This window comes from Vibrio sp. T11.5 (assembly GCF_027587155.1).
In the GTDB taxonomy this organism is placed as follows: domain Bacteria; phylum Pseudomonadota; class Gammaproteobacteria; order Enterobacterales; family Vibrionaceae; genus Vibrio; species Vibrio neptunius.
Window position 1 is genome coordinate 137,716 of sequence record NZ_JAPPTP010000010.1, and the last position, 22,146, is coordinate 159,861.

Below are 22,146 nucleotides of genomic sequence, written 5' to 3' on the forward strand. Positions count from 1 at the left end.
TCATCGGGAGCTTTGCAGATGTTTTGCGTCGATTATGTCGCAGTAACATAGCAGACTGAAAAGGGGATATTGAGTTTTTTGAACTCGTAAATCCAACGCCACTGATTATCCTGAAGGCGATCTCCTGGACCTTTTACTTCCATCCACTCAAACTTTCCATTCTTGAACAGCACCAAATCTGGCAAGCCATTGCGATAACATTTAAGGTCTCGTAGCATGATTCGAAACAGTTGGCACAGCAAAGACCTCGGCATGTAGGTGATCGCGTATTCCAGCAACTGGGGAGTGAAGATATTCCAAACAACAAATGGGTTGCTAATACCTACTTTGTCTCGGTAGATATGCCTAAGATGTGAAAAGCCATCCTTTTCAAGGCGCGCGAATACACTGTCGATAAGAGCCTGACGTTTGAGCGCAAAGTCATGATGGTAGAGATCAAGAGGGCGATATTGATAGCGGTTTAGAAACGCCCCTTCTACTGGACTGAATATAACATCCCAAAAAGCCAAGCCAAACAAGCCGTTGAGTAAAATGTTTTCGGAGTAAAATACCTCATAGCCATTTTGCTCAAAATGCGCTTTTACCATGAGTTCAACTCGCTGTTGCGATAAATCCAATGAGAGGTGATGTTCGGTAAAGACGGGCTTTTTCACTCTTTGAATTCGTTCTCCCTTTAAACGCTGCAAACGTTGGTATAGCTTATTGCCCACCTCTAGCTCTGCAATATTATGCGGTGTATCCAATATAGATGTGACAACGTCACTCATTTCGCCAATCTTGTTTTGCTTATCAAAGATCCTTGCCCGTCTTTCTCGTGAAGGAGGTAATGACGTCTGCTCAAACCAGTGAATTGCCAAATCATACTCGTCTCGACGTTCCAAATCTCGAGCGATGTCGTTGATAAGGTGCTGACGTTTACGTTCTATGTAGTGGTGTTGTACAGGGCTGGCGAGTTGCTCAAGGTGATTAATCAGCGTGTAAACACATTGGCGATCGCCATCTTGGTAGCTTTTTTGTGTTTGCGACAGGGCGAGGAGTTTATCCAGTTGATTGCGTGACGAAAAGAATCGGCGCTCATGGCTAAGTGGATAGTGCTCAAATTGATGTAATCCCAGTTCGTCGAGTACGAATTGGCTGAGATCTTGGTGAGTATTGGCAAAAAAGAGCGTCAACAACACGTCAATCACTTGTGGCGATTCTAGCTTAATAATCAAAAAGCCCAATGCGCCATATTGAGAGAAAAAATCAGGGGCTAACGCCTTTATGATTACTTCCTTCTTGGCTTGTTTATTGGTAATAGAAAACAGCTCGATCACTTCTGGCTTTGTTAGTAGGTGAGTAGCCAGTGTAGAGTTTGATATGTCGGGGTTGAGAGCGATAAATTTCGACATCTCAAGTTCATTGAGCGATGCTTGAACATCGTCAATTTCCTCATACTTGAGTTTGTCGCTTCGAAACCATTCCCCTTTGCGTGAAAGCAGTCTGACCATCAAGCACTGAGCCTGAGTTGATAGGTGGTCGAAGTCTTCCAGCCACTGCATTTCTGCGCCAGAGAGTAAATCAGGATACATGTCGAGCGCGTGATGAATCAGCTTTAAAAAGTTACTTAGGTAGTAATTTGAGGGCAATACAATAGGTTCAGGCATGATTGATGGCGACAAAAAAAGGCTTAACCACAAGGTTAAGCCTTTCAGAGAAGTTTGCAATCGTTAAGCGTTCTTAAGCTTGGCAACCTTGGCTTCGGTAATGGGTTTAGTGATAAACGCCAGTACAATACATACCGCCATCATGATGGCTGAAACCGTATAAGCTAAGCCGTAGCCTTCGCCATTGGTCATTGAGAAACCGACTACAGCGGCGCCGATTGCACCACCAATACCCCAAGCTGTGTAAAGCACACCGTAGTTAGTGCCGTAGTTCTTAAGACCATAGAACTCCGCAGTAAGCGTTGGGAAAACCGCAAGTAAAGTGCCGTAGCCAACAGCGGCGATAGCAGTACCAATGATCAGGGTCAACTCAGTGTTAAAGGTGGCGAACAGAACCATATTTATACCCTGCAACACAAAAGCAAGCAGAAGGGTACGAACGCCACCAATCTTGTCGGCAAGCATACCGGCAGCAACACGACCGCCCGAATTAAACACGGCTAAGATAGACGCAAGATAGACAGCGTTTGGCAAGTTTGCTTGCACACTAGCAATGGTTGTGATGTTGCCGATGATCATAAGACCAACTGAGGCGGCAAAAGCATACATAATCCACAGTGAATAAAACTGAGGTGTTTTAAGCATGGATTTCCAGGTTAGATCTTCGGTTTTCTTGACCGCTTTAGGTGCCTGTCCCGCTTTTAGTCGAGGCTCTGCAGGCGTGTAACCCGTTGGTGGATTGTTAATGGTCGCCGCAAGAGGAACCGCAATCGCCAATACGCCAGCACCAAGAATCATAAAACTGGTCTGGATGCCCATGCTCTCGATCAATGCAGAAGTGACAGGTGCAAGATAAATCGCGGCAAGGCCAAAACCCGCTGCAATCAAACCGTTTACCATCCCTTTTTTCGAGGAATGGAACCATTTCATTGCTGATGGCGATAGACAAGCGTAACCGAAACCAATACCTGCACCGGTAATAACGCCAAAGGTCAGGTTCAGCATGAGTGGCGTAGTGGCAAAGCCAGAGGCAATCATGCCAAGGCCTGTTAGAGTTGTACCGAGAATTAGTATCTTACGTGGCCCCATACGATCCTGAAGGATACCTGCAACAAGAAGACAAACAGAGAAAGTGATGGTTGCAATTGCGTAAGGGGAAGATGCTTCAGCTGCGCTCCAGCCTGATTCAGTAACAAGGGCTTTGTTAAACACGCTCCAAGCATACAGGATGCCAAGACAAAGGTTGATACAGAATCCCGCCAGCAGGATACGTGTAGCTTTATCAATCTTGCTCATTTTTCTTCTCAATTTCACCTCTGATTAGAGAGGTTAGGTTAACAGTCGATTTCTTCAAATTAAGTTTGCGTTTATCAGCGCAAATCGTAATGGGCGCGAATTATAACCAATCTATATGTGATTGGAATCTCTTTTTTCGGCTAATTTAAAATTAATTTTATCTGTTAATGTTATGTATTTATTGTTGTTTTTACGTGTCTTTTTTGTGGTGTTAGGCAACAAGTGATATTTGATGTGAGCGCTTTACAGAGGAAGGAATGTAATGGATTAAACCAATCATTCAAAAGTGAATAAAAAGAGTTAACTTATATTTAACAATAAAAGTCAAAACGTTATAGTTAGTAGGTTATTTAAACAGGAGTTATTAGGATGAAACTCACGATATCAGGGAAGTTACAGCTGAGTTTTCTGTCGCTTGCAGTACTTTTTATCGTTGCCGCACTATTTATATTTCGCAGTGTTAACACTGTAGAAGAGCATACCAAATCATTGTTAGAGTCTGATCTACCGACGGTTGATACTGGTCGCTCATTACAGCAGTCACTTCAGGCGACCGTCTCTACCCTTAGGGCTTATATGCTGTTAGGGGGTGATGAGGTTATTGGTGATACCCAGCTTGAGCAACTCAATCGCGTCATCACTTCTACTGATGAAGCATTGCCCAAATTGGAAAGCTTATTGGACCAATCTTCTTATCAACAAGTCTTAGGACAATGGGAATTGGTCAAACGACTGGTCAATGAGATCTCTGAAACCAGTCACTCCGATGAGAACCTTCCTGCCCACTCCTTGTTTATTAACGAAGCCGCGCCAATTGCCGAAGTGGCGCTGGACCAGCTTCAAGGTCTTATCAATGATGAAGCCAGCAACAAAGAGGGGGGCGAGAGAAAGCGCTTATTCCGCCTATATGCAGACAGTTATACCTCGCTTGCCAATGCGCTCTCTTCGATGCGTGATTTTCTTCTTTACGGCAAACAGGAGCATCTCAGCAAGTATCAGGATTTTCTAAAATCTCACGCTAAGTATGTGACAGAAATAGATTCTAAAGTCAGCCTGATGAGCGACAGCGATCAAGGCTTATGGGATCTGTTTAAAGAGATGCAGCAACTCTATTTCCCTCTTGCCGATCAGGTTGTTGAACTAAGAAACGCGAGTAGCTGGAACCTTGTGAATGAAAAAATGGCCAAAGATCTAGTCCCTGCGGTAAGCGAACTCAATGCCAGCTTGGAAACCCTGATTCAACGTCAACAACAGCAAGCGGATCTCAGCGGGCAAGGAATTTTTAGCTCTTTAACCAGTGTAATCTCATTACTCATTGCTTCTTCAGTCATTTTTCTTTTGGCGTCACTGACGGTTTCCACTTACATGGGCAGAAATATAGGTCGGCGGATCCAAGTGGTCTCAAAGCGTGCTCAGCTTATTGCCGCTGGTGATGTATCTCAACCAGCACTCAGCGTAGAAGGCAGTGATGAGTTATCTAGTTTGACCAAGTCAATCAACAAAATGAATGTGGCATTGTTAGATATTGTGCGCGGAGTTAGCTTGAAAGCGCGCACCGTGGGTGACAGTATGACCTCATTACTTGAGGCGAATGTGAATACCTCGAACAAAGTCGATAGTCAAATGTCGACCATGACACTAGTCGGCCAGCAACTTTCTGAAGTGAGTTTGTCGGCGGATGAAACAGCAAACCAAGCTAAGCTTTCTGCGAGTAACCTACAAGAATCGAAAAGCCAAATTGAAACGGGTTCACAAGCGTTAGAGCAGAACATGCAGACGGTCACCTCCCTACATCGGACGATTGAAAGTGCAAGCCAGCAGGTCACTGAACTGAGCAAAGAAAGTGAAGCCATTGGTCGTGTCACGGAAGTGATTGAAGGCTTAGCCGAACAAACGAACTTACTTGCATTGAATGCTGCGATTGAGGCAGCAAGAGCGGGTGAATATGGCCGAGGTTTTGCTGTGGTGGCCGATGAAGTGAGACTTCTAGCGACAAGAACTACTGAATCCACAACCGAAATCAACAACATCGTTCATGCTATCCAAACCTCGACAGCGGGTGTCGTGTCTGAAATTGACAAGAGTAAAATCTTGGCTGAAGAGGGTGCAAATCACACCAAGCAAGCGCACGGAACATTGAGCGCGACGACTGAACAGATTGAAAGCCTTGACTCACAGATGAAAGAACTACTGCATTCTGCAGAGAGCCAATCTGTGGCCACTCAGGAGATTCATGGTTTGATGTCTGAAGTGACAAGTCGCGTCGAAGAAGTGGCTGATATATCCAATTCATCCTCTCAGGTTTCTCAGCAAGTTCGTCAACAGGTAGAGGCGTTGAATGAAGAGATGAGGCACTTTAGGACAGAATAAATATCAGTGCAGCATTCTCTATTGATGGAGTAGTAAATATGTGCGAGCCCCTTCAAAGTTAAATTTTCAAAATCTGCAGATGTGAGACAGATAATCTATACATAATCTCAATGCAATGAAATGTATAGCAATAGAGCTCAATCAGCCTAGGTTGTTTGAGCTCATTTTATTCTTTGAGGTTAGTTGTGTTACGTGTGTTTGCCGCATGGTGCATGTTGATTTTCTTGACAAATTTCGCCAATGGATCCGAAAAACAGACTCTGATAGTCACCAACTCCAAGGCTTGGAAGCCCTTCTCTTATATCGATGAAGACGGTAAAGCTGCAGGCATATTAGTCGACTACTGGAATGAATATGGTCTAAAGAATAACAAGAACATCGAGTTCTTGTTACTGGACTGGAATGATTCAATTCTAGCGGTTCGATCCGGCAGAGCTGATGTGCATTCTGGCTTGCTTTGGTCTGCAACCCGTGAAGCCTTCCTTGATTACAATGCGTCTATCATGCCCATTGATACACAGCTTTACATTAGCAGTCGACTGATCGGCATGGACGTCAACTCATTCTTACTCGGAAATCATCATCACCTCACTGGGGTAATAAAAGGTGCTTATGAAGAAGAGTTTACTCGCCTTCATTTCCCATCTCTTCAAATAGTGGCTTATCGCAATAATGAGGAAATGATAGAAGCTGCCTTCGCCGGTGAGATTGAGGCTTTTGTGGCGGATCTGCAAGTTGCCAACTTCTACCTCCACACCGCCGACCGACGAAATAGGTTTATAGGGATAAAGCACCTGTATTCTGGCTATTTAAGGCCAGCGGTTGCGGAAGGAAACGACGACCTAAACTTCCAACTAGCACAAGGGCTAAACCAGATTAGCAATGAAGAGAAGAAGCGTATTTTTGGCCGTTGGATGTATATCAATACTGTGTATCCTGATTATCTATGGCCATTGGCCGCAGTGGCCATATTGCTGACAGTGGTGGCTTACATCGTTAGCCTACGTTTTTCTGTTAACGCCAAAACACGCGAGCTCGCCAAAGCAAACAGGGAACTAAGGGTTCTCTCTGAGACTGACCCATTAACGGAACTGAGTAATCGCCGACATTTCGTAGAAGAATTTCAGCAAAGACTTGTCGTTCCCGAATCGCTCGCCGTTATGATTTTTGATATCGATGACTTTAAGGTTATCAATGACAACTTCGGGCATCAGGTTGGAGACAGGGTCATACAGCAGGTGGCTGAAGCAGTTAGAACCGTGATTAAGAACGAGCACCTGTTTGGGCGTATAGGAGGTGAAGAGTTTGCGTTGGTTGTTAGTGGGCATTCGTTAGGTCAAATCACCACAATTGCTCATAAAGTTTGTCATTCAGTCAGAAGTGTAGCTATTGAAGACAAGGCGATTACGGTCAGCTTAGGTTGCGCTTACTATCCCTTAACGTCATTCAACATTACACTGTCTGATGCTGATCAGTTAATGTATCGAGCGAAAGCGCTGGGCAAAGATAGAGCGGTGATCCAACAAATCACCGTGCAGGGCAACATAGAACAAAAAGTTGTCAATTGCGATTGAGTTTAGATATAGCGTCGCGTACCAATGTGCAGAACGCGTATTATCGGTTCCTTGGTGCATATTTTATGTTCAGTACGATTTAGTTCAATAGACAGCTAAGACACCATAGCGATCAAACTCGTCCCTTACGTGCGTTTTTTAGTCTATTACTTATATTATGTTATTTGTAATTAAGTGATGAGTGTGATGGGACATCAAGGGATTGCAGGCAAAAAGACGCCAGTTGCACCGTGGCGTCTTTTTGCTTTTACGTTGCTTACGACATTATTTTCAAGCTCTCCAATCATCGCTAACACAGCGGATGCAGAACAACAAACACTCAAGGTTGCTAACTCAAAAGCGTGGAAACCCTTTTCCTACATCAATAATGACGGTGAGCCAGACGGCATTCTCATTGATTTATGGCGTGAATACGGTCAAAGAAATCAAATAAAGATTGAGTTTGTTTTGATGGATTGGAATGAGTCGCTACAAGCGGTCAAGAGCAACCAAGCTGATGTGCATGCGGGTCTACTATGGTCGGAGCCACGTGATCAATTCCTCGACTTTGGCGATGCACTGATCAATATAGAAACTCAGCTCTATTATAGCCAGTCCTTGGTTGGCTCTGGCATCGATGAGCTCCTTGACGGTAAAGTGGAGCGCTACGTGGGAGTGGTGAAAGGGGGTTATGAAGAATACTACACACGTAAGGAGTTTCCGAACGCCAACCTCAAAGTCTACTCAAACAACCAAAGACTTATAAACGCAGCGTTTAAGGGAGAAATATCCGCATTTGTCGCTGACTTACAGGTTGCTAATTTCTATCTCTACTCCTCTGGCGATCCAATGAGTTTTGTACCTGTGAAGTATTTATACTCCGGTGATCTATATCCAGCCGTGGCAGAAGGTAACCTAGCCATGCTTGATAAAGTAAATCTTGGGTTTAAAAAAGTCGGTAAACCGACGCGCGAAACGATTTTACATAAATGGATGCACATCGAAACCGTGTACCCTCAATACTTCTTCGCTACTGTAGCTGGGGTCAGTGGTTTTGTTGTGCTGATGTATATCATTATGCTTAAACGAACCGTTAGATCCAGAACGAGAGCGTTAGAGCTGGCTAACGAGCAACTCACCGTACTGTCTACAACAGATGAGTTGACTGGAATAAGAAACCGTCGCAGCTTTATGGAGGCCATTCGTCAATTAGACACGAAAAGTCACTCGTTAACGGTCATGGTTTTTGATATCGATAACTTTAAATCAGTGAATGACAATTGGGGCCACGCGATAGGGGACGAAGTTATTAGAGAGGTAGCACAATGCATAGCACCGATATTAACGCCCACCATGCTATTTGGCAGAATCGGTGGTGAAGAGTTTGCACTGGTCGTGCGAGAGCTGAGTCAAGAAGCTGCGCTAGAGTTAGCACAGAATATTTGTGTCAAAGTTTCAGCTACTAAAATACAGATTGAATGTGATAGGCATATCTCAGTGAGCGTTGGGTGTGCATTTTATCCACATGGAAGTGAAAAAGTCGATTTAGCCGCTGCAGATAAACTGATGTACAAAGCCAAACAACAAGGAAAAAATAGAGCAGTAATTGAGCTTATCGATTCCTGAGCGAAGGTAATTTCAACGATTTGTCCAATCCTTGCGCACTTGAGCGCAAACTATGTAGAAATTACTTTTCTTTTCAGTCAGATGTGGCATATTGAATGGGTCTTCACGATGATGCGTGCATCGTATAATGGCTATTACCTCAGCCTTCCAAGCTGATGATGCGGGTTCGATTCCCGCTGCACGCTCCAATCCTTAGCATCATATTAAAACTCTCCACCCCGATTTAAATCCCCAGTACTTTCAAGCGCTGATCTTGCTGAATTCCTATCCCTCTTAAAAAGTAAAGTTAAAAAGGGACAGACACCCTAAGAAATGCCTTTCGAACACCAATAAACCAATTGCTTAAAGTTAAAAAGGGACAGACACCCTAAGAAATGCCTTTCGAACACCAATAAACCAATTGCTTAAAACTAAAGAACGGGACAGTGGCGAAAGAAGAAAGAAAGAAGAAAGAAAGGGACAGTCACCCTAAGAAACAGGACTAAGAAACAGGACTAAGAAACAGGACTAAGAAACAGGACTAAGAAACAGGACTAAGAAACAGGACTAAGAAACAGGACTAAGAAACAGGACTAAGAAACAGGACTAAGAAACAGGACAGACACCCCAAGAAACCCCTTTCGATTGCCAATAAACTAGTCAATTACATCAAAAAACTAGGGTTCTCGTGAAATAGAGAAAGTAGGCTTTTCTAGAAAAACTGTGTGAACTAAAGTCAGCGTATCACGAATTGGAGGACGTATGACCATCGCACGCAGCCAACAAATTAGCTTAGAAGCCACACCGTATTATCATTGTGTTTCGCGCTGTGTACGGCGCTCATTTCTTTGTGGCTATGATGCGACTACCCAAACCAACTACGAACACCGAAGAGGGTGGGTTGAAGCGCGTATAAATGCGGTCGCCAAGGTGTTTTGCATTGATGTATGCGCCTACGCGGTGATGAGTAATCATTATCATGTTGTCTTGCATATAAACCGTCGTAAAGCACAAGCGCTAACGGAACAACAGGTCATTGAACGTTGGACATCCTTTCATATCGCACCCGCAATGGTCCAAAGAAAAATACGGGGTGACAAACTAACCAAGCCAGAGCAGCACGTCTACCAAGGCATCATTGATACGTGGCGCGAACGATTGTATTCCGTTAGCTGGTTTATGCGCCTGATCAATCAGTTTGTTTCGAATGAAGCCAATAGAGAAGACAACTGCACGGGGCACTTTTGGGAAGGGCGGTTTAAAAGCCAGGCGCTGCTTGATGAGAAAGCGCTCGCTGCCGCCATGGCGTACGTAGACCTTAACCCAGTGCGAGCGGGAATCGCCGATACGCCAGAACATTCAGAACATACCTCGCTTCAGTTACGCATTAAATCGGTGCGCAACAATCAAGCCTCGCCACCAAACTTATTTCCTTTTTCCGGGTATCCACGACAAGGAAGGCCCGAAGGGTTACCCTTTAGGCTCATAGATTACCTAGAGTTGGTGGATTGGACTAGCCGTCATCTTCGTAAAGATAAGCAATGGGTGACTCCTGAATCCATTCCTCCCATACTTAGCCGACTTGGTTTCGAGAGCCACATTTGGTTTAACACGTCTTTTAACATCGAACGCGGCACCATTGTTGGAAGCGCACAGAGCGTCAATAGCGCGTTGCCAAAATTACAACGTCGACGAGTGTCAGGGTTAATTATCCCTTAGTTACCGCTAATGGTTTCCAATGAAGAAACTAAAACTAGTTTGAGGCATGAGTGATGGGAAAGGGTCAGGCGAACCCGCCCCTTTAGGGCGGGTGATTTGCGATGATCAGTTACTTTGGCTTGCTCGTTTGGATTCTTGGTAGGACTTCTTAAAAGGCTTGTAATCTGGGCCTAGACAAATCTTTGCCAACCGGATAGAACGACGCAGCCTCTGGTATCGAGATAAGAGGATAGTCCCCCCTAGTAGCACCCAACCGACAGACATAAGCAGAACCAACAATGGAACTCCAATGAGGTCAAAAACTAGCGCAAAAGACCAATACCCCCAGAAAGTTTCGATAATTAGGTAAAGAGGAGTAAGGCCTAATATTAAGGTACAGACAGGTTCATCCCAACGCATAAATGGAGCATCCCAATACTCTTTCTCAGCTGAATAGTGGTTTTCAATTAACACAAGAGCAGGGCTGCACTCCTTTTTACTTAACCAGTGACTTCCCACAAAGGCAAAATCCACTGTTTCACCCGGTTTGAGCGTGGTGTTTGGGTACAAAGAAGGCAAGCGAAAGCGCAAATTGGGGTCTTCAGGGGGAGTGTTAGCTTCACCGCTAAACCAAACCTGCTTGCCATCACACCCCGCGACAGTTCCTTGTGCCAAAGTGACGATGTGTTCTGAGCAATAGCCGCTGGGTCTACCTATTTTCAAATGAGGCCAGTGATGAGTAAGCAAACGCGGAAGGTAATATAGGCCAATAGCTAGGGGCACTAGGGCAGCAAAAAAATTAAAATTGCGATATAAGGGGTACCACAGAGAAGAAAAAAAGAGAGCGAGACCCAGCAGGAATATTATTGTGACATGATCGTTCGCTTTTTCCTCAAATGTAAGTTGGAGGGTTTCATCAGGAGTCAATGCCCGTCGGCCTTTTACCTCTATATTGAGCGCCGAGACCTCGTCACTTGGCATGGCGAAGCTCGCTTCCCACTGTAATTGATACAGCTCTGTTAGTGCTTCACCATTTAAACTCATCAGGTAGGCGGTATTGTTATCGACTAGGATTTCTGCTTGGTTGTCATCGTCAGAAACAGCCTTCTCACGTTTTAAATGTGGATGATGAGCTCTGACATAGTAAACCTCATCAGAATCTATTCTGTAGTATGTTGAACCAGCGTGTCTAAATTTGCCTTTCACTTGATAAACAGAACCAAGTCCAAAGGAACGTTTGTAAACAATATTCAGAGTTTGCTGTTCTTGGATGGTCGCCACTCTGTGTGGGGGCTTTTTAGCGAGCTTCTTCGACGTTGAGCGCCATAGAATCAAGTTCATAAAACTAGTGACAGAAACGAGAGCGATGAACCCCATAACCACAGTAATAATAAACTCGTTCATAGTAGCTCTCGCTGTTGACATTGCGCTAACGCTCGTTGTTTTGTATTCAAGTTTGCCTCTTTGTTTTGTGATTGTCAGTTTTCTGTGTAAAGCGACAGGAAAACGATATTTTTAGTATGTTTTTATCTCTGAAGAAATAAATCGATTTAAACTTTATCTATACGTCAAGATGTTCACTCACGAACAAGTGATTTGATATATCACCTCATAAATACGCGAATAAACCCTAATGCTAGAGTTCCTACTGAGAAACGATGTCTGAATTTGTAAATGCCAAATTCTAGCTATGATATCTATACTTTTCAATGATTAACTGATTGAAATATAGGGACAGACACCCTAAGAAATAAATGGAAATATAGTGTAAATATAGGGACAGACACCCTAAAGAAACTCCCAGAAATTAATCATTAATATAATCAATAAGTGACTTAATTTGAAGATGGTAAAATGGGTTAGGTACTATTTTAACTGGTCAAAACCATCAAAAGAGAGCTAATGAAAGTAGGAATGGTTAAAAGTGGTTAAAAGGACAGGCACATTAAAAATAAGCACTTTAAATGCGATTAAGCGGGGCTGAATCTATGTGAAATGCGTAGATTGCACCAAGTTTAATCGAGCTTTTCCGATTAGTTTTATCGAGCGAGATAAGTTCGCATAGGGATGGAACCTCTATATTGACCTAATTTGGGAGAGCAAAATCATGTCTAAAGATAAGACAAAAGAAAATGTCGATATTGCTGATAAATCACTAGCTCAGCAGGGAGCTTTAAACGTTGAAGATGCAGAGAATTCGTATCGCGATATGAATACGCTTTTGGAGCAGGCCAGTGGAGTTGCTCTAGCCAACTTTATAGAGACTGGTGACGCCTCTTATCTAGCTGCCTTGGATAAGATAAATGCCCAGTCAAAAGCACTAAAAGAGAACGTTATCGACCTCTATTCAAATGTAAATCAAAAACGAAAAGAGACGGAATGACAGTAGAAATAGTTAAAAGGACAGGCACTTCGAACACTTTGAAAAGAAAAAACAGAAGTTAATGGGACAGACACTTTAAAAACCCGCTTTAAAAACCCGAGACACTAACGGGACAGTCACCCTAAACTCCCTGCCCAACACTAGGTTAGTCTGGGCCCCATTGAACCCAGACAGACCTTGTTGTTCTGCGAAGGATACACCTTATACCCAATCAGTCAGAGTAGCTAAATCGTAGTTAATTGAGCTGCTGGCTTAACTGCAAGTAGGCGTTTTGAGCGTCTTGAGACTGAGATGACACCAGTTGCACCGCGACTTTTTCGGCAAATGCGCGTTTTTTCTCAAAGTCGATCGGCCGTCCATTCTTCCAAAGTTCAAAATGTAGGTGAGCACCAGTCGTTCGCCCTGTATTACCACTCATACCCACGGTTTCTCCTTGTAAGACAATGTCGCCTTTTCTTACATAACGTTTAGAGAGGTGCAGATAGCGTGTTTTCAGTCCGCCTGGGTGTTGAATCACCAAATAGTTTCCCGCAATCGGGTGGTATCGAGAGGCGATAACTTCACCGGAAGAGATACTCACCACTGGTGTGCCTACAGGTACGGCGTAATCCGTGCCAAGGTGGGGAGCCATGGTGCGAGTCACTGGGTGTAAGCGAGAATGGCTGAATTGCGAGCTGATCCTGAACTGGCGAGAGACAGGAGACAGGAGCAACTTATCTTTATAAAAGCGCTTTCCATCGGTACTAAACAATGATCCTGTTTTGGTACTGTAGACATAATACGCATGTGATTTGTCGCGATATAAGAATGCGACAAGTTGGTCGTTTTCATCAAGCTTGAAAGCAAACTGTCCAGAGCCAGAAACGGAGTTAATAAAGTCGAACTTACCTGCCGATAGGGAGGTGAGATCTTGAATCGTGTTTGGAGCAATACCTAAACCTAACGCAGTGCCATAAAAAGAGTAGCCGACATGGCTGCTAATAAACTTATCTTTTTTTATGGGGATTTTTGGTGTTCTTGTGTCGTTTTGAATAGTGTTATTGACTTTATTGGTGTGCACATTGTTGGGTTGGCTAGTCGGAACGTCACTTAGTGGAGATATTTCGACTAACAAGCATAGGCTTAATGGAATAAGCGCCAGATACCAGAAAGACAAATAGTCTCGATAAGTTTTTTGAGGGACAGACGTTGAATGCATTTTAATAGTTATTTGAGATTTTCGGCTAATGATAGGGTTTTAAACAATAAAATCCATATAAAAAATCAATGGATACTAGTCATAATTAGTCGCTTTGAAGGCTTATATATACTTTATGCCATTAACCAGCGCCGATAAATAATTAAAAGCGTTTTATTGCTAGTGAAAATGATGTTTTTCATAGTCAATATGCCACGTTGAGAAAAATAATTTAGTAAATATAATCGTTGAAAATTTAACTTGTCATTGGCATTGGCTTAAAAAATGAAACACTATAATTATCTTGCACTGAGTGCATCTCTACTACTTGTCGCTTGTGGTGGCGGCGGTGGTGATGGCGGTGGTGACAGTTCGCCACCGTCAAGAACCATTGGTTCAATTTCTGGCAATGTGTTTGATGCGCCAGTATCGAACGCGAATGTCTATATTTGGGAGTATGATAATGGCCAGCAAGGGCGCCTGATTGCTTCGACCAAAACAGACACAAGCGGTAATTATAGTGTTTCAGTGGAATCGGCTTCCCGCCCGGTATTGATTCGAGCTGAAGGCGGGTCGTATATTGATCCTGCTACAGGACAGGAAGTGTCTATCAGTCAAGAGGGCAGTATCCGGTTAGACAGTGTCGCCAATTATGTCGAAGGCTCACAGCAGTCAGTCATGGTAACGCCTCTCACTAACATGGCCGCTGGTCTAGCGAAACATAAAATTAGGGAAGGCTCAAGTGCATCGACGGCGGTGTCTCAATCCATTAGTGCGATTGAGGGTATGTACGGCTTTGACGTCAATACCACCCGACCTATTGATATTACCAATGGCCCTCAAGGTGCGTTTGCGACAGATGGCCATAAGTACGGAGCCTTGCTAACGGCCTATTCTTCCTATGCGAAGGATATGAAAATACAAAAAAATGGTTCCGAGAACGAATACTCGTCAATAAACCTTGCACGGATTCAATATAACGATATCCAGTTGGATGGTAAGTTAGATGGGCAGGGTAAAGTTGGTAACCATGAAGGGAGTTTGAACTTTGGTGCGGTTAAAGTTACCAGCGAGCTATACACCAAAGAGCTCGCTAAGCATGTAATGATCGCCGCCAATAGCCCCGAGTTGAATAAATCGAATATTCAGGCGGACGAATTTAAACCCTTTAGTGATAAAGTTAATAAAATAGGTAACGGAGATACCAGTGTCATTCCGGAACGTAAACCCTCTCCGATCGATTCTACGCCTCCAGTCGCGAGTCGACCAAAAGCAACCGAAAACGATATTATTGCGCGTACCGGCAGTATAGAAGTCAAACTTGAGGATGAAGTCGGCGTTGCGGTTCCAAAAGTGGTACTCGAGTCTTATTTGAGTGGCACCTGGAGCGAATTAGAAACCTGCCCAGTGGGTGAGATAGGTTCAAGCTACTGCGCCATCGACACCACTGAGTTTCAGCAAGGCTTAAGAAGCTCGAACGTTAAAATCAACGTCAATACTGTTTCCCTTGACGACCTCAAAATGAGCTCTGGTCAGGCGCGTCTGGTATTTTATACCGAAGACGTACTTGGCAACGAAATTAAGACCGGCTCAGAAGCTCATATCGTGAGTTTCAAATGGGATAACCAAAACCCAATCATTAAAGTGATTTCTGGTCAGACTATCCGTAGCGACAGTACTGAGACCGACTATATTTTATTTGGTACCGTCACAGAAAGTTCGCCTGGTGGAAGTGCTGTTACTGTTTCATTTAAAGGGGATACACCTGAAGAGTTAGTTTGTTCTCCAACTGCAGAAAAAACCACATGCGAGTTTTCTAATAAGTATCCTCTTTCTCAATTTTCAACGACATCAACCAAGTTTGAGATAAGAGCGACGGATGCTCAGGGCAATATTGGTGAGAAGACTCACACGGTAACGAAAGATGATCAACCGCCGAGACAGGACATCTCTTATCCAGCTACCCAGTTTAACTTTGTACTTGAAACGGCGTCGGGTGATCGTACTAGCTACCCTGATGCGTACACACGAGATACATACGATGCCACATCTGTAAACACATCAAAAAACTACCTTAAAATCGATTATCAATATGCGGCTAGCAAGATTAAGAATAATACTGATCTTAATTTCCAGTCGTTTACTACTAACTATCTAGATGTTAACAAAATCCCGTACATTAAGGTGGTGGTAGAAGACGCTCGTTCGTCAGATGGTGTCGATGTTGGCTCTCCAGCCAATAAGTTGAAGCTAGAGGTGCGTTATTTTGTCAAAAAAGATGGCAAAGGCGAATTCGAGCTCAAAAATACGACCACGGCTAATGCCTTTCTTGACCAAGACGCTGTACGTATACCACACGAAGCCATAGTAGAAGATGAGGCTCAAGAGGGAGAAGATAAGTGGATATCATCAATGACCTACTACATCCCGTTGACTAGGGATATATTAGGTGATTCATTTAGTAATGTGTCTGAGCAAGACGCGCAAAAACTTGTCATTCGCACTTCCGATGATTCAAAGAATTACTCAAGTGAAGAAACGGTGTATTTCAAAACTACCTTTGATCTTCCCACTTATACGGTAGTGACGCCCTTTGTCGGTGCGTTAGCACAGCTAGAAGGATTGAATACAGCGGATGGCGAGTTTATTGGCTTAACCACATGTCAAACATCGAGAAGATCCGAGTCCGATTCTGTATCGGCACTAGATGTTGCTACTTGTTCTTTGACAACTGACATTATCGGCTATGACTTCTTGCGAATTAGACTAGCAAGCCCTACTGCATTAAATACACACTATTTCAATTGGACTAATGACAGCAGCGACCCCGTGTCGGTTAACCTAGACGATGCCAACTTTGGGGTCTACTTTAAGCCTGATGGTTCAAGCAGTTATTATGTGACTGAGCTTTCTGCCTACCACACTGGGTTATTTGACTATCGTTGGAATAATTACCAAGGGGCGAAGGACGTAGAAGCTGCAGAATCCATTCTTGCCGAAGTCAAAAATGCATTGGCGTTAAAAACACCAGGCAGTTTTTTCGGCTTTGACCCTACCACTACCAGTTATGCAACCAACGCAATGCTGTCGAGTGGTACTCCTAGCCAGCTAAGTGTTGAGTACCAGCACCGCTTACTTGCTGAATCAATTGCAAGTTTGTCTGAAAAGGCGCTACGTTATGATTCAACAGGCTTTGCTACCGCTTTTTACGACGATCTAAGCGCAGATGGCAAGCCTGATGGTAAAGGGAAAAGCGGTAGTGGCACTAAACTTGATAATTACGAGTTGAATGCAGAAACTTATCGTACCGATTTAGCCCAAGCATACTTTGATTTACTAACGGGTAAACATACTGGTAAACCTTGGGTAACAGACAGCATCGCGCAGTTGTTTGCGGATGATATATCCAAAGCTAGGCCCATGTTAGGTACTCTGGACCTATTTGGTAAAGATGGGGTAAGTATCGACCAAGACGCGCCTAACGTGGAACTAACGGTAGCGGGTAGAACTTATACTGACAAGAATCAACAATATGTCGCGGGTCCGATTGAAGCAACATTGGTTATCTCTGACCCATCGGGCATAAAAGATGATGCATCTACTCGGTTAACTTTCGCTCCGATGTGGTACAAACGCTCAACCCCTAATGACGAAGAACCAGCCAATGACATTTCGTTCACACCACACGTGAACAATGATGAATACGTAAAACAGTTCGATTTTTCTGTAAATACCGCGTTAAGTGAGCATAAAGACAAAGTGGAATTGGCTATCCATACCAGTGCAATGGATAACCAAGGGAACGGCTATGGCTACCCAGATAATAAGCGTAAAGATTCTCTCTTCATCGATAACGAACCTCCTAAAATCTCCTTGATTCGTCCTGAGGATCCAAAAACCAAGAATCAGCTTGAAGACAGCGTATACCTTAATACCAACAACGAACTGAAGCTACAGTTTAACGTTGTGGATACTGTCAATGACCAAAAAGAAAAGCGTGTTCTGCTATTCAAAGATAGCTCGGGTAAAATTAAGAGTTATGATGCTAATAAATTTGCTATTAATGACCCTGATAGCTTTGTTATTAACCTGTGTAAGGAAGTCGTTTGCGATAATAAACCCGTCTATCCAGGTGAAGGTGATTGGGAGGTTTATGTAAAAGCGATCGATAACTTGGGCAATGAGGTAAATGAGAACTCAATATCAGCACCGAAGTTTATAGTTAAGGTTGACTCAGTACCACCTGAAGTTGAAAAAAGGACCGCAGAAAAAATGCTGGGAGGCAATACCACATTAAAACCTGCGCCTATCTGGGGCGATCATAGCCCAGGTGACAAACTTGATGTCAGCCTCCGAATAGGTAGTGGTAGTCCATTAACTTTAGGTCTTTGTATTGATGACGATACTGTGCCTTGTTTGGAAGGGACTCAACCTTACGTTGGCGTCAAGCTTATTGCCGATGCCTTTACGCATGGTCAACCCAATACCTTGTTCTATACAGCGACAGATAAGGCATACCCACCGAATACCAGTGAGAGAGGAGCAATCGAATTTCAAGTCGATAAAAAAGGGCCCGTTATCAACTTCCAAGACCCATGGTTAGTCGACTATGTCTCACAAAAGACAGGTGTATTGGGAGCTAAGTTCTCGGCGAAATTTAATAGTGTCACAGATGACTCCGGCGTAGAGAAAATCTCGCTTTATCAGAAAACAGATTCCGGTGAAACCTTCTTAAAAGATTGGACAGCAAGCGAGTGGAGCTCCAGCTTTGAGGGCACATACCCGGAAAGCAATGACGAGAACAAGATTGTTACAGACGACAGTAACCGCGCTAAGCTTTTTGTTAAAGCGACCGACATTCATGGATTTGTATCAAGTTCCAATGTGTCTAATGTGATCATTGATACGCAAGGCCCATCACTAAAATTGAATGGGCATCAAGAGAATGATTTTTATGTGCCCGGTTATGAGCTCACGATCATTGCTGAAGACTATGACGACAACGGCTCGATAAACTCAAATGGTGTAAATAAGGACAAGTTTGAGTATTGGATATTCAAGGGCGATGTTGCGCCAAATGGAGAAGGAACCAAGCCAAAGGTAGTTGAAGGCCAATATAAGATCCCACTACCGTCAAATCTCGATACAACGGGTGAAGATGCTATTACCGTAAAACTGAAGGCGCAAGATATCCGCGGCAATGTTTCCACGGTGCCATTTAAACTGCATATCAAACAGAATGCACCAGAAGGAGAAATAACTGATGTTGTGTACGCCAATAATGAACCTATTGGCGATGATAAGACCATTACTAAAGATGAAGATATCAAACTCCTTCTGAGGATTTCAGATATTAGCGGCATAAGTCAGATAACCGGCTCTTACCACTTTGGGAATGAAGAAGCCGGAACTACGACTGGTGAAGAAGCCGGAACTACGCTCAGTTTTACTTACAAAGGTGAGGATCAATGGGAATCTGTTATTCGAAGCAGCGCGCTGGCTAAAGACGGTACCTACACTGTATCTATTTACGCATACAATAACGCCAAATACTTAGATGGAGGGGATAACGCACAGCGAATACCTCTAGAAATAACACAGACGTTAAGTGTTCAAAGGCAAGGGGTAAGGCTTAAGGTTAAATCGCCGGAAGATTTCCAAAACTTTATAGCCAATGGCGAGCTAAAAGTGGATTTTGAGGTAGACAGCGCAGTCACACCAAATGAGCTCCAATGTTGGGTTCGTGAAAACTATAATTTGGACCAAGCACCAACAGATAATGTAGCGACTTCTGGGCTAATAGAAGGTGAGCTTGGGAACACCCCAAGTTGTACGGTGAAGTCTGTAAATAACTTTAAAAAGTCACCTGTGGTATTAATTGTTAAAACCAAAGGCACCAACGGAACACCGAACGTGCAAAGGTTTACGTTCAAGGAAATGGATGTCGAACCACCAACGTCTGTGCAAAAAGACTACCTATTAAAGGGTGAAAACGTTATTCCAGCGAGTCCATCTGCAAATAAAGACAAGCAATTAAGCATCCAGCTCGGATTTACTGACAACCAATCACGGGTCAATATTAATACAGATCCGCAAGACTTTAGACCACAGCTTGTTAGAATCAACAATATTGATCCAATAGAGCCTAAAGAGTGTGTACGCAATTCTGATGGTGTGACATGTCGCTATATTGAGGATTACACAACTTTCATCGATCCACGTAACTCGAAACAAATCTTTGAAATTAAGAACTTAAGTGATAATGCAGGTAATACGGCCGACGTCTCTCAGCTTTCATTACAGCTTCCAACTAAGAAGCCGGAAATTGCAATCACCAGTATAGACGATATTACGAAAACCCTTGATAATAACACCGTCATTCAGGACGATGAGATACGCATCAATCTGAAAACGAAGTTATTTGATGGCTCGAAGCTGGAAGTATTAACTGTCAAGGTAGGTGACACCACTTATTCATCTGCAGACACCAATCAAAAGGGTAACTTTAGTGCAGTAAGTGAGTGTGGAGAATTCCTATGTACGGAGTTTACCGCTGATCTGTCTGGCTCTAGCGCCCAATCCTTGCAGGTTACAGCGAGAGCGATGGATGTGTTTAACCTCAGCAGTAACGTTGAGAGGTTGACGTTTATCGTTGACAAAGAAGCCCCTAAGGTTGGTGACACTAATGTGGTAGTGTCAAAAGAGGGTAACAAAGTCAGGTTCACTTTCCCCATTACCGACAGCGGAAGCGGGTTAGCTCGAGTCACTTACACAGTGAAAGAGCTAGGCCCGAGGACTTTCATCAGAGATGAAGGGCTCAATAATGAGTCTACCTACTTTGAGGTCGAGGCATCGGAACTGGCTAACAAAAACAAGTTGACCGTAACCTTCACGGCTGAAGACAAAGTGGGCCGTACTACAACTGTGAACAATAAGGAGGTCAATATAGCGCTACCCACTGTAGCGTTATCTCTGGCGGATAATGCGCGTATAGAAGGGGGATTGCTTGTACTTGGCCGTACCAGTCAAGAAATGACACTAACAGCGAATGCTACGAGTAGTATTACTGCAAAAAGTTACAGTATCACTCTTGTGCCTGTTTCAACTGGAGAATCAATCGAACAGTCGGCGGTGTTCGGCGGCACGTCTGCGACCAGTACATTTAGCTTCAAAGACACGGATCAAGGCCAGTACATGTTGAAAGTGGCGGTAACGGACTCGATTGGTCGCACGCTTGAAAAGTTCTCTTACGCGGGGAATGAGTATGGCGTTGAAGGCATAAAGTCTGTCGTTGATACCCAAGACCCGAGCGTGAGTAACCTAAAAGCCGAGCAAACAACCTTCGCACCAAATGATAATGGCGAATACTTAGTCGAAGTGACTGCAAACGTCTTGGATACGAACTTGAATGAGGTGAATGCAGAGCTTGCGTTGAAAGCAGGTGGCGACAAAATACGGCCTAAATCTGTAGTAAAACCGACTGACGATAGTAAGCCGTACGTCTTCAGTTTCTCGGTCCCAGCGGGTGTTTATCGGGTTGCGATTAAAGCTAGTGATCTTGCCGGAAAGGTCAATCCAGCGCAAGAAATCGAGACCGAGGTTGTTGCTGCCACGACCCCAGAGGTAAAAGCAATATCAGCCGCACCGCAAGGTCCGATTGGCGGTAACAAAACGACTACGCTGAATATCAAGTTTTCTGAAAAGGTCCAAGACTTTATTCTGAGCGATATAAAACTCACCCAAGTGGGCGGAAGCGATGACGTTGGCACCCTGAGTGAATTATCTACAACAAACAACATTGATTGGACCGCAAACTACAAAGCGCCGCAAGGAGAAGATAAAACCATCACCTTTACCCTAGAAGACGATGCCTATCAAAGTGAGAAGGGAATCAAGGGTAAAGGGTCTACGTTTAATCTAGAGGTTAAAGGTGTATTGCCAACAGTAAACTCACTATCGCTCAATCCTGAATATGCAGATACAGGGGATACCATCAATGTGACAGTGGAATTTTCACAGCCGGTCTCAGAGCCTTCGGAGTCGTATCTCAATACCACAACTAAAATCAATTGGGTTGCCGCTAGCGGTGAAAGTGACCGTTGGACAGGTACGGTCAAGGTTCCAAGTGCCAATGACACAGATCTTGAAATGCCAATAGTGATCGCTGGTTTTAGTGATGCTTACAAGAATGAGGGCGTAGCCTATCAAGATAAAAAGTTGTTACTGAAACCTAAGGTAACAATCTCTAAGCCTGTAGTGAGTGCGCGCAAAGTAACGGTAAAAGGAACTACCACAAGAACAGGGACATCCGCGACGTTGAAACTAACGTTTAAAGATAAGAATGGCACCACAGTGACCCCACTCAAAGACGAAAGCACGTCGGATGGCGCTTTTGAACAAACGGTAACGTTTGATGAA

The 22,146-nt window shown here is 43.8% G+C and carries 10 protein-coding genes and 1 tRNA gene; 7 read left to right on the forward strand and 4 right to left on the reverse strand.

Annotated features, from left to right (window positions below; genetic code table 11):
• Positions 1–32: 32 nt before the first annotated feature.
• A complete protein-coding gene (locus tag OH455_RS12575; protein ID WP_269981635.1) occupies positions 33–1,646 on the reverse strand; it encodes a VRR-NUC domain-containing protein in 1,614 nt (537 codons plus the stop codon).
• A gap of 63 nt (positions 1,647–1,709) precedes the next feature.
• A complete protein-coding gene (locus OH455_RS12580; RefSeq protein ID WP_206369157.1) occupies positions 1,710–2,942 on the reverse strand; it encodes an L-lactate MFS transporter in 1,233 nt (410 codons plus the stop codon).
• 369 nt (positions 2,943–3,311) lie between these two features.
• Between OH455_RS12580 and OH455_RS12585 the strand changes: the two genes are divergently transcribed.
• The 5 genes from OH455_RS12585 to OH455_RS12605 all read left to right on the forward strand — a co-directional run bounded on the left by OH455_RS12585 (position 3,312) and on the right by OH455_RS12605 (position 10,189).
• Positions 3,312–5,312, forward strand: coding sequence for a HAMP domain-containing methyl-accepting chemotaxis protein (locus OH455_RS12585; RefSeq protein WP_269981636.1), 2,001 nt, complete (start codon positions 3,312–3,314; stop codon positions 5,310–5,312).
• A 185-nt stretch (positions 5,313–5,497) separates the two neighbouring features.
• Positions 5,498–6,886, forward strand: coding sequence for a transporter substrate-binding domain-containing diguanylate cyclase (locus OH455_RS12590; RefSeq protein WP_269981637.1), 1,389 nt, complete (start codon positions 5,498–5,500; stop codon positions 6,884–6,886).
• Positions 6,887–7,072: 186 nt separating this feature from the next.
• Positions 7,073–8,491, forward strand: a complete 1,419-nt coding sequence (locus tag OH455_RS12595; protein ID WP_269981646.1) for a transporter substrate-binding domain-containing diguanylate cyclase — start codon at positions 7,073–7,075, stop codon at positions 8,489–8,491.
• Between the two features lie 113 nt (positions 8,492–8,604).
• Positions 8,605–8,679: transfer RNA gene (locus tag OH455_RS12600), tRNA-Gly, on the forward strand.
• A 553-nt stretch (positions 8,680–9,232) separates the two neighbouring features.
• Positions 9,233–10,189, forward strand: a complete 957-nt coding sequence (locus OH455_RS12605; RefSeq protein ID WP_269981638.1) for a transposase — start codon at positions 9,233–9,235, stop codon at positions 10,187–10,189.
• A gap of 105 nt (positions 10,190–10,294) precedes the next feature.
• On the opposite strand, the gene OH455_RS12610 is transcribed toward OH455_RS12605, so the two are convergent.
• Complete coding sequence (locus OH455_RS12610; RefSeq protein WP_269981639.1) at positions 10,295–11,572, reverse strand: hypothetical protein; 1,278 nt, start codon at positions 11,570–11,572, stop codon at positions 10,295–10,297.
• 703 nt (positions 11,573–12,275) lie between these two features.
• On the opposite strand from OH455_RS12610, the gene OH455_RS12615 reads away from it, so the two are divergent.
• Positions 12,276–12,551 carry a hypothetical protein gene (locus tag OH455_RS12615; protein ID WP_269981640.1) on the forward strand — a complete coding sequence of 92 codons (276 nt, stop codon included), beginning with the start codon at positions 12,276–12,278 and terminating at the stop codon, positions 12,549–12,551.
• Between the two features lie 235 nt (positions 12,552–12,786).
• Here the strand turns inward: OH455_RS12615 and OH455_RS12620 are convergent, their stop codons facing one another.
• Positions 12,787–13,749, reverse strand: coding sequence for a M23 family metallopeptidase (locus OH455_RS12620; protein WP_269981641.1), 963 nt, complete (start codon positions 13,747–13,749; stop codon positions 12,787–12,789).
• 264 nt (positions 13,750–14,013) lie between these two features.
• Between OH455_RS12620 and OH455_RS12625 the strand changes: the two genes are divergently transcribed.
• The coding region (locus OH455_RS12625; protein WP_269981642.1) for an Ig-like domain-containing protein at positions 14,014–22,146 on the forward strand (8,133 nt) is incomplete at its 3' end.

Coding starts and splice junctions, on each gene's coding strand:
- OH455_RS12575 (WP_269981635.1), bottom strand. CDS start 1,646: ATGCCTGAACCTATTGTATTGCCCTCAAATTACTACCTAAGTAACTTT.
- OH455_RS12580 (WP_206369157.1), bottom strand. CDS start 2,942: ATGAGCAAGATTGATAAAGCTACACGTATCCTGCTGGCGGGATTCTGT.
- OH455_RS12585 (WP_269981636.1), top strand. CDS start 3,312: ATGAAACTCACGATATCAGGGAAGTTACAGCTGAGTTTTCTGTCGCTT.
- OH455_RS12595 (WP_269981646.1), top strand. CDS start 7,073: ATGGGACATCAAGGGATTGCAGGCAAAAAGACGCCAGTTGCACCGTGG.
- OH455_RS12605 (WP_269981638.1), top strand. CDS start 9,233: ATGACCATCGCACGCAGCCAACAAATTAGCTTAGAAGCCACACCGTAT.
- OH455_RS12610 (WP_269981639.1), bottom strand. CDS start 11,572: ATGAACGAGTTTATTATTACTGTGGTTATGGGGTTCATCGCTCTCGTT.
- OH455_RS12615 (WP_269981640.1), top strand. CDS start 12,276: ATGTCTAAAGATAAGACAAAAGAAAATGTCGATATTGCTGATAAATCA.
- OH455_RS12620 (WP_269981641.1), bottom strand. CDS start 13,749: ATGCATTCAACGTCTGTCCCTCAAAAAACTTATCGAGACTATTTGTCT.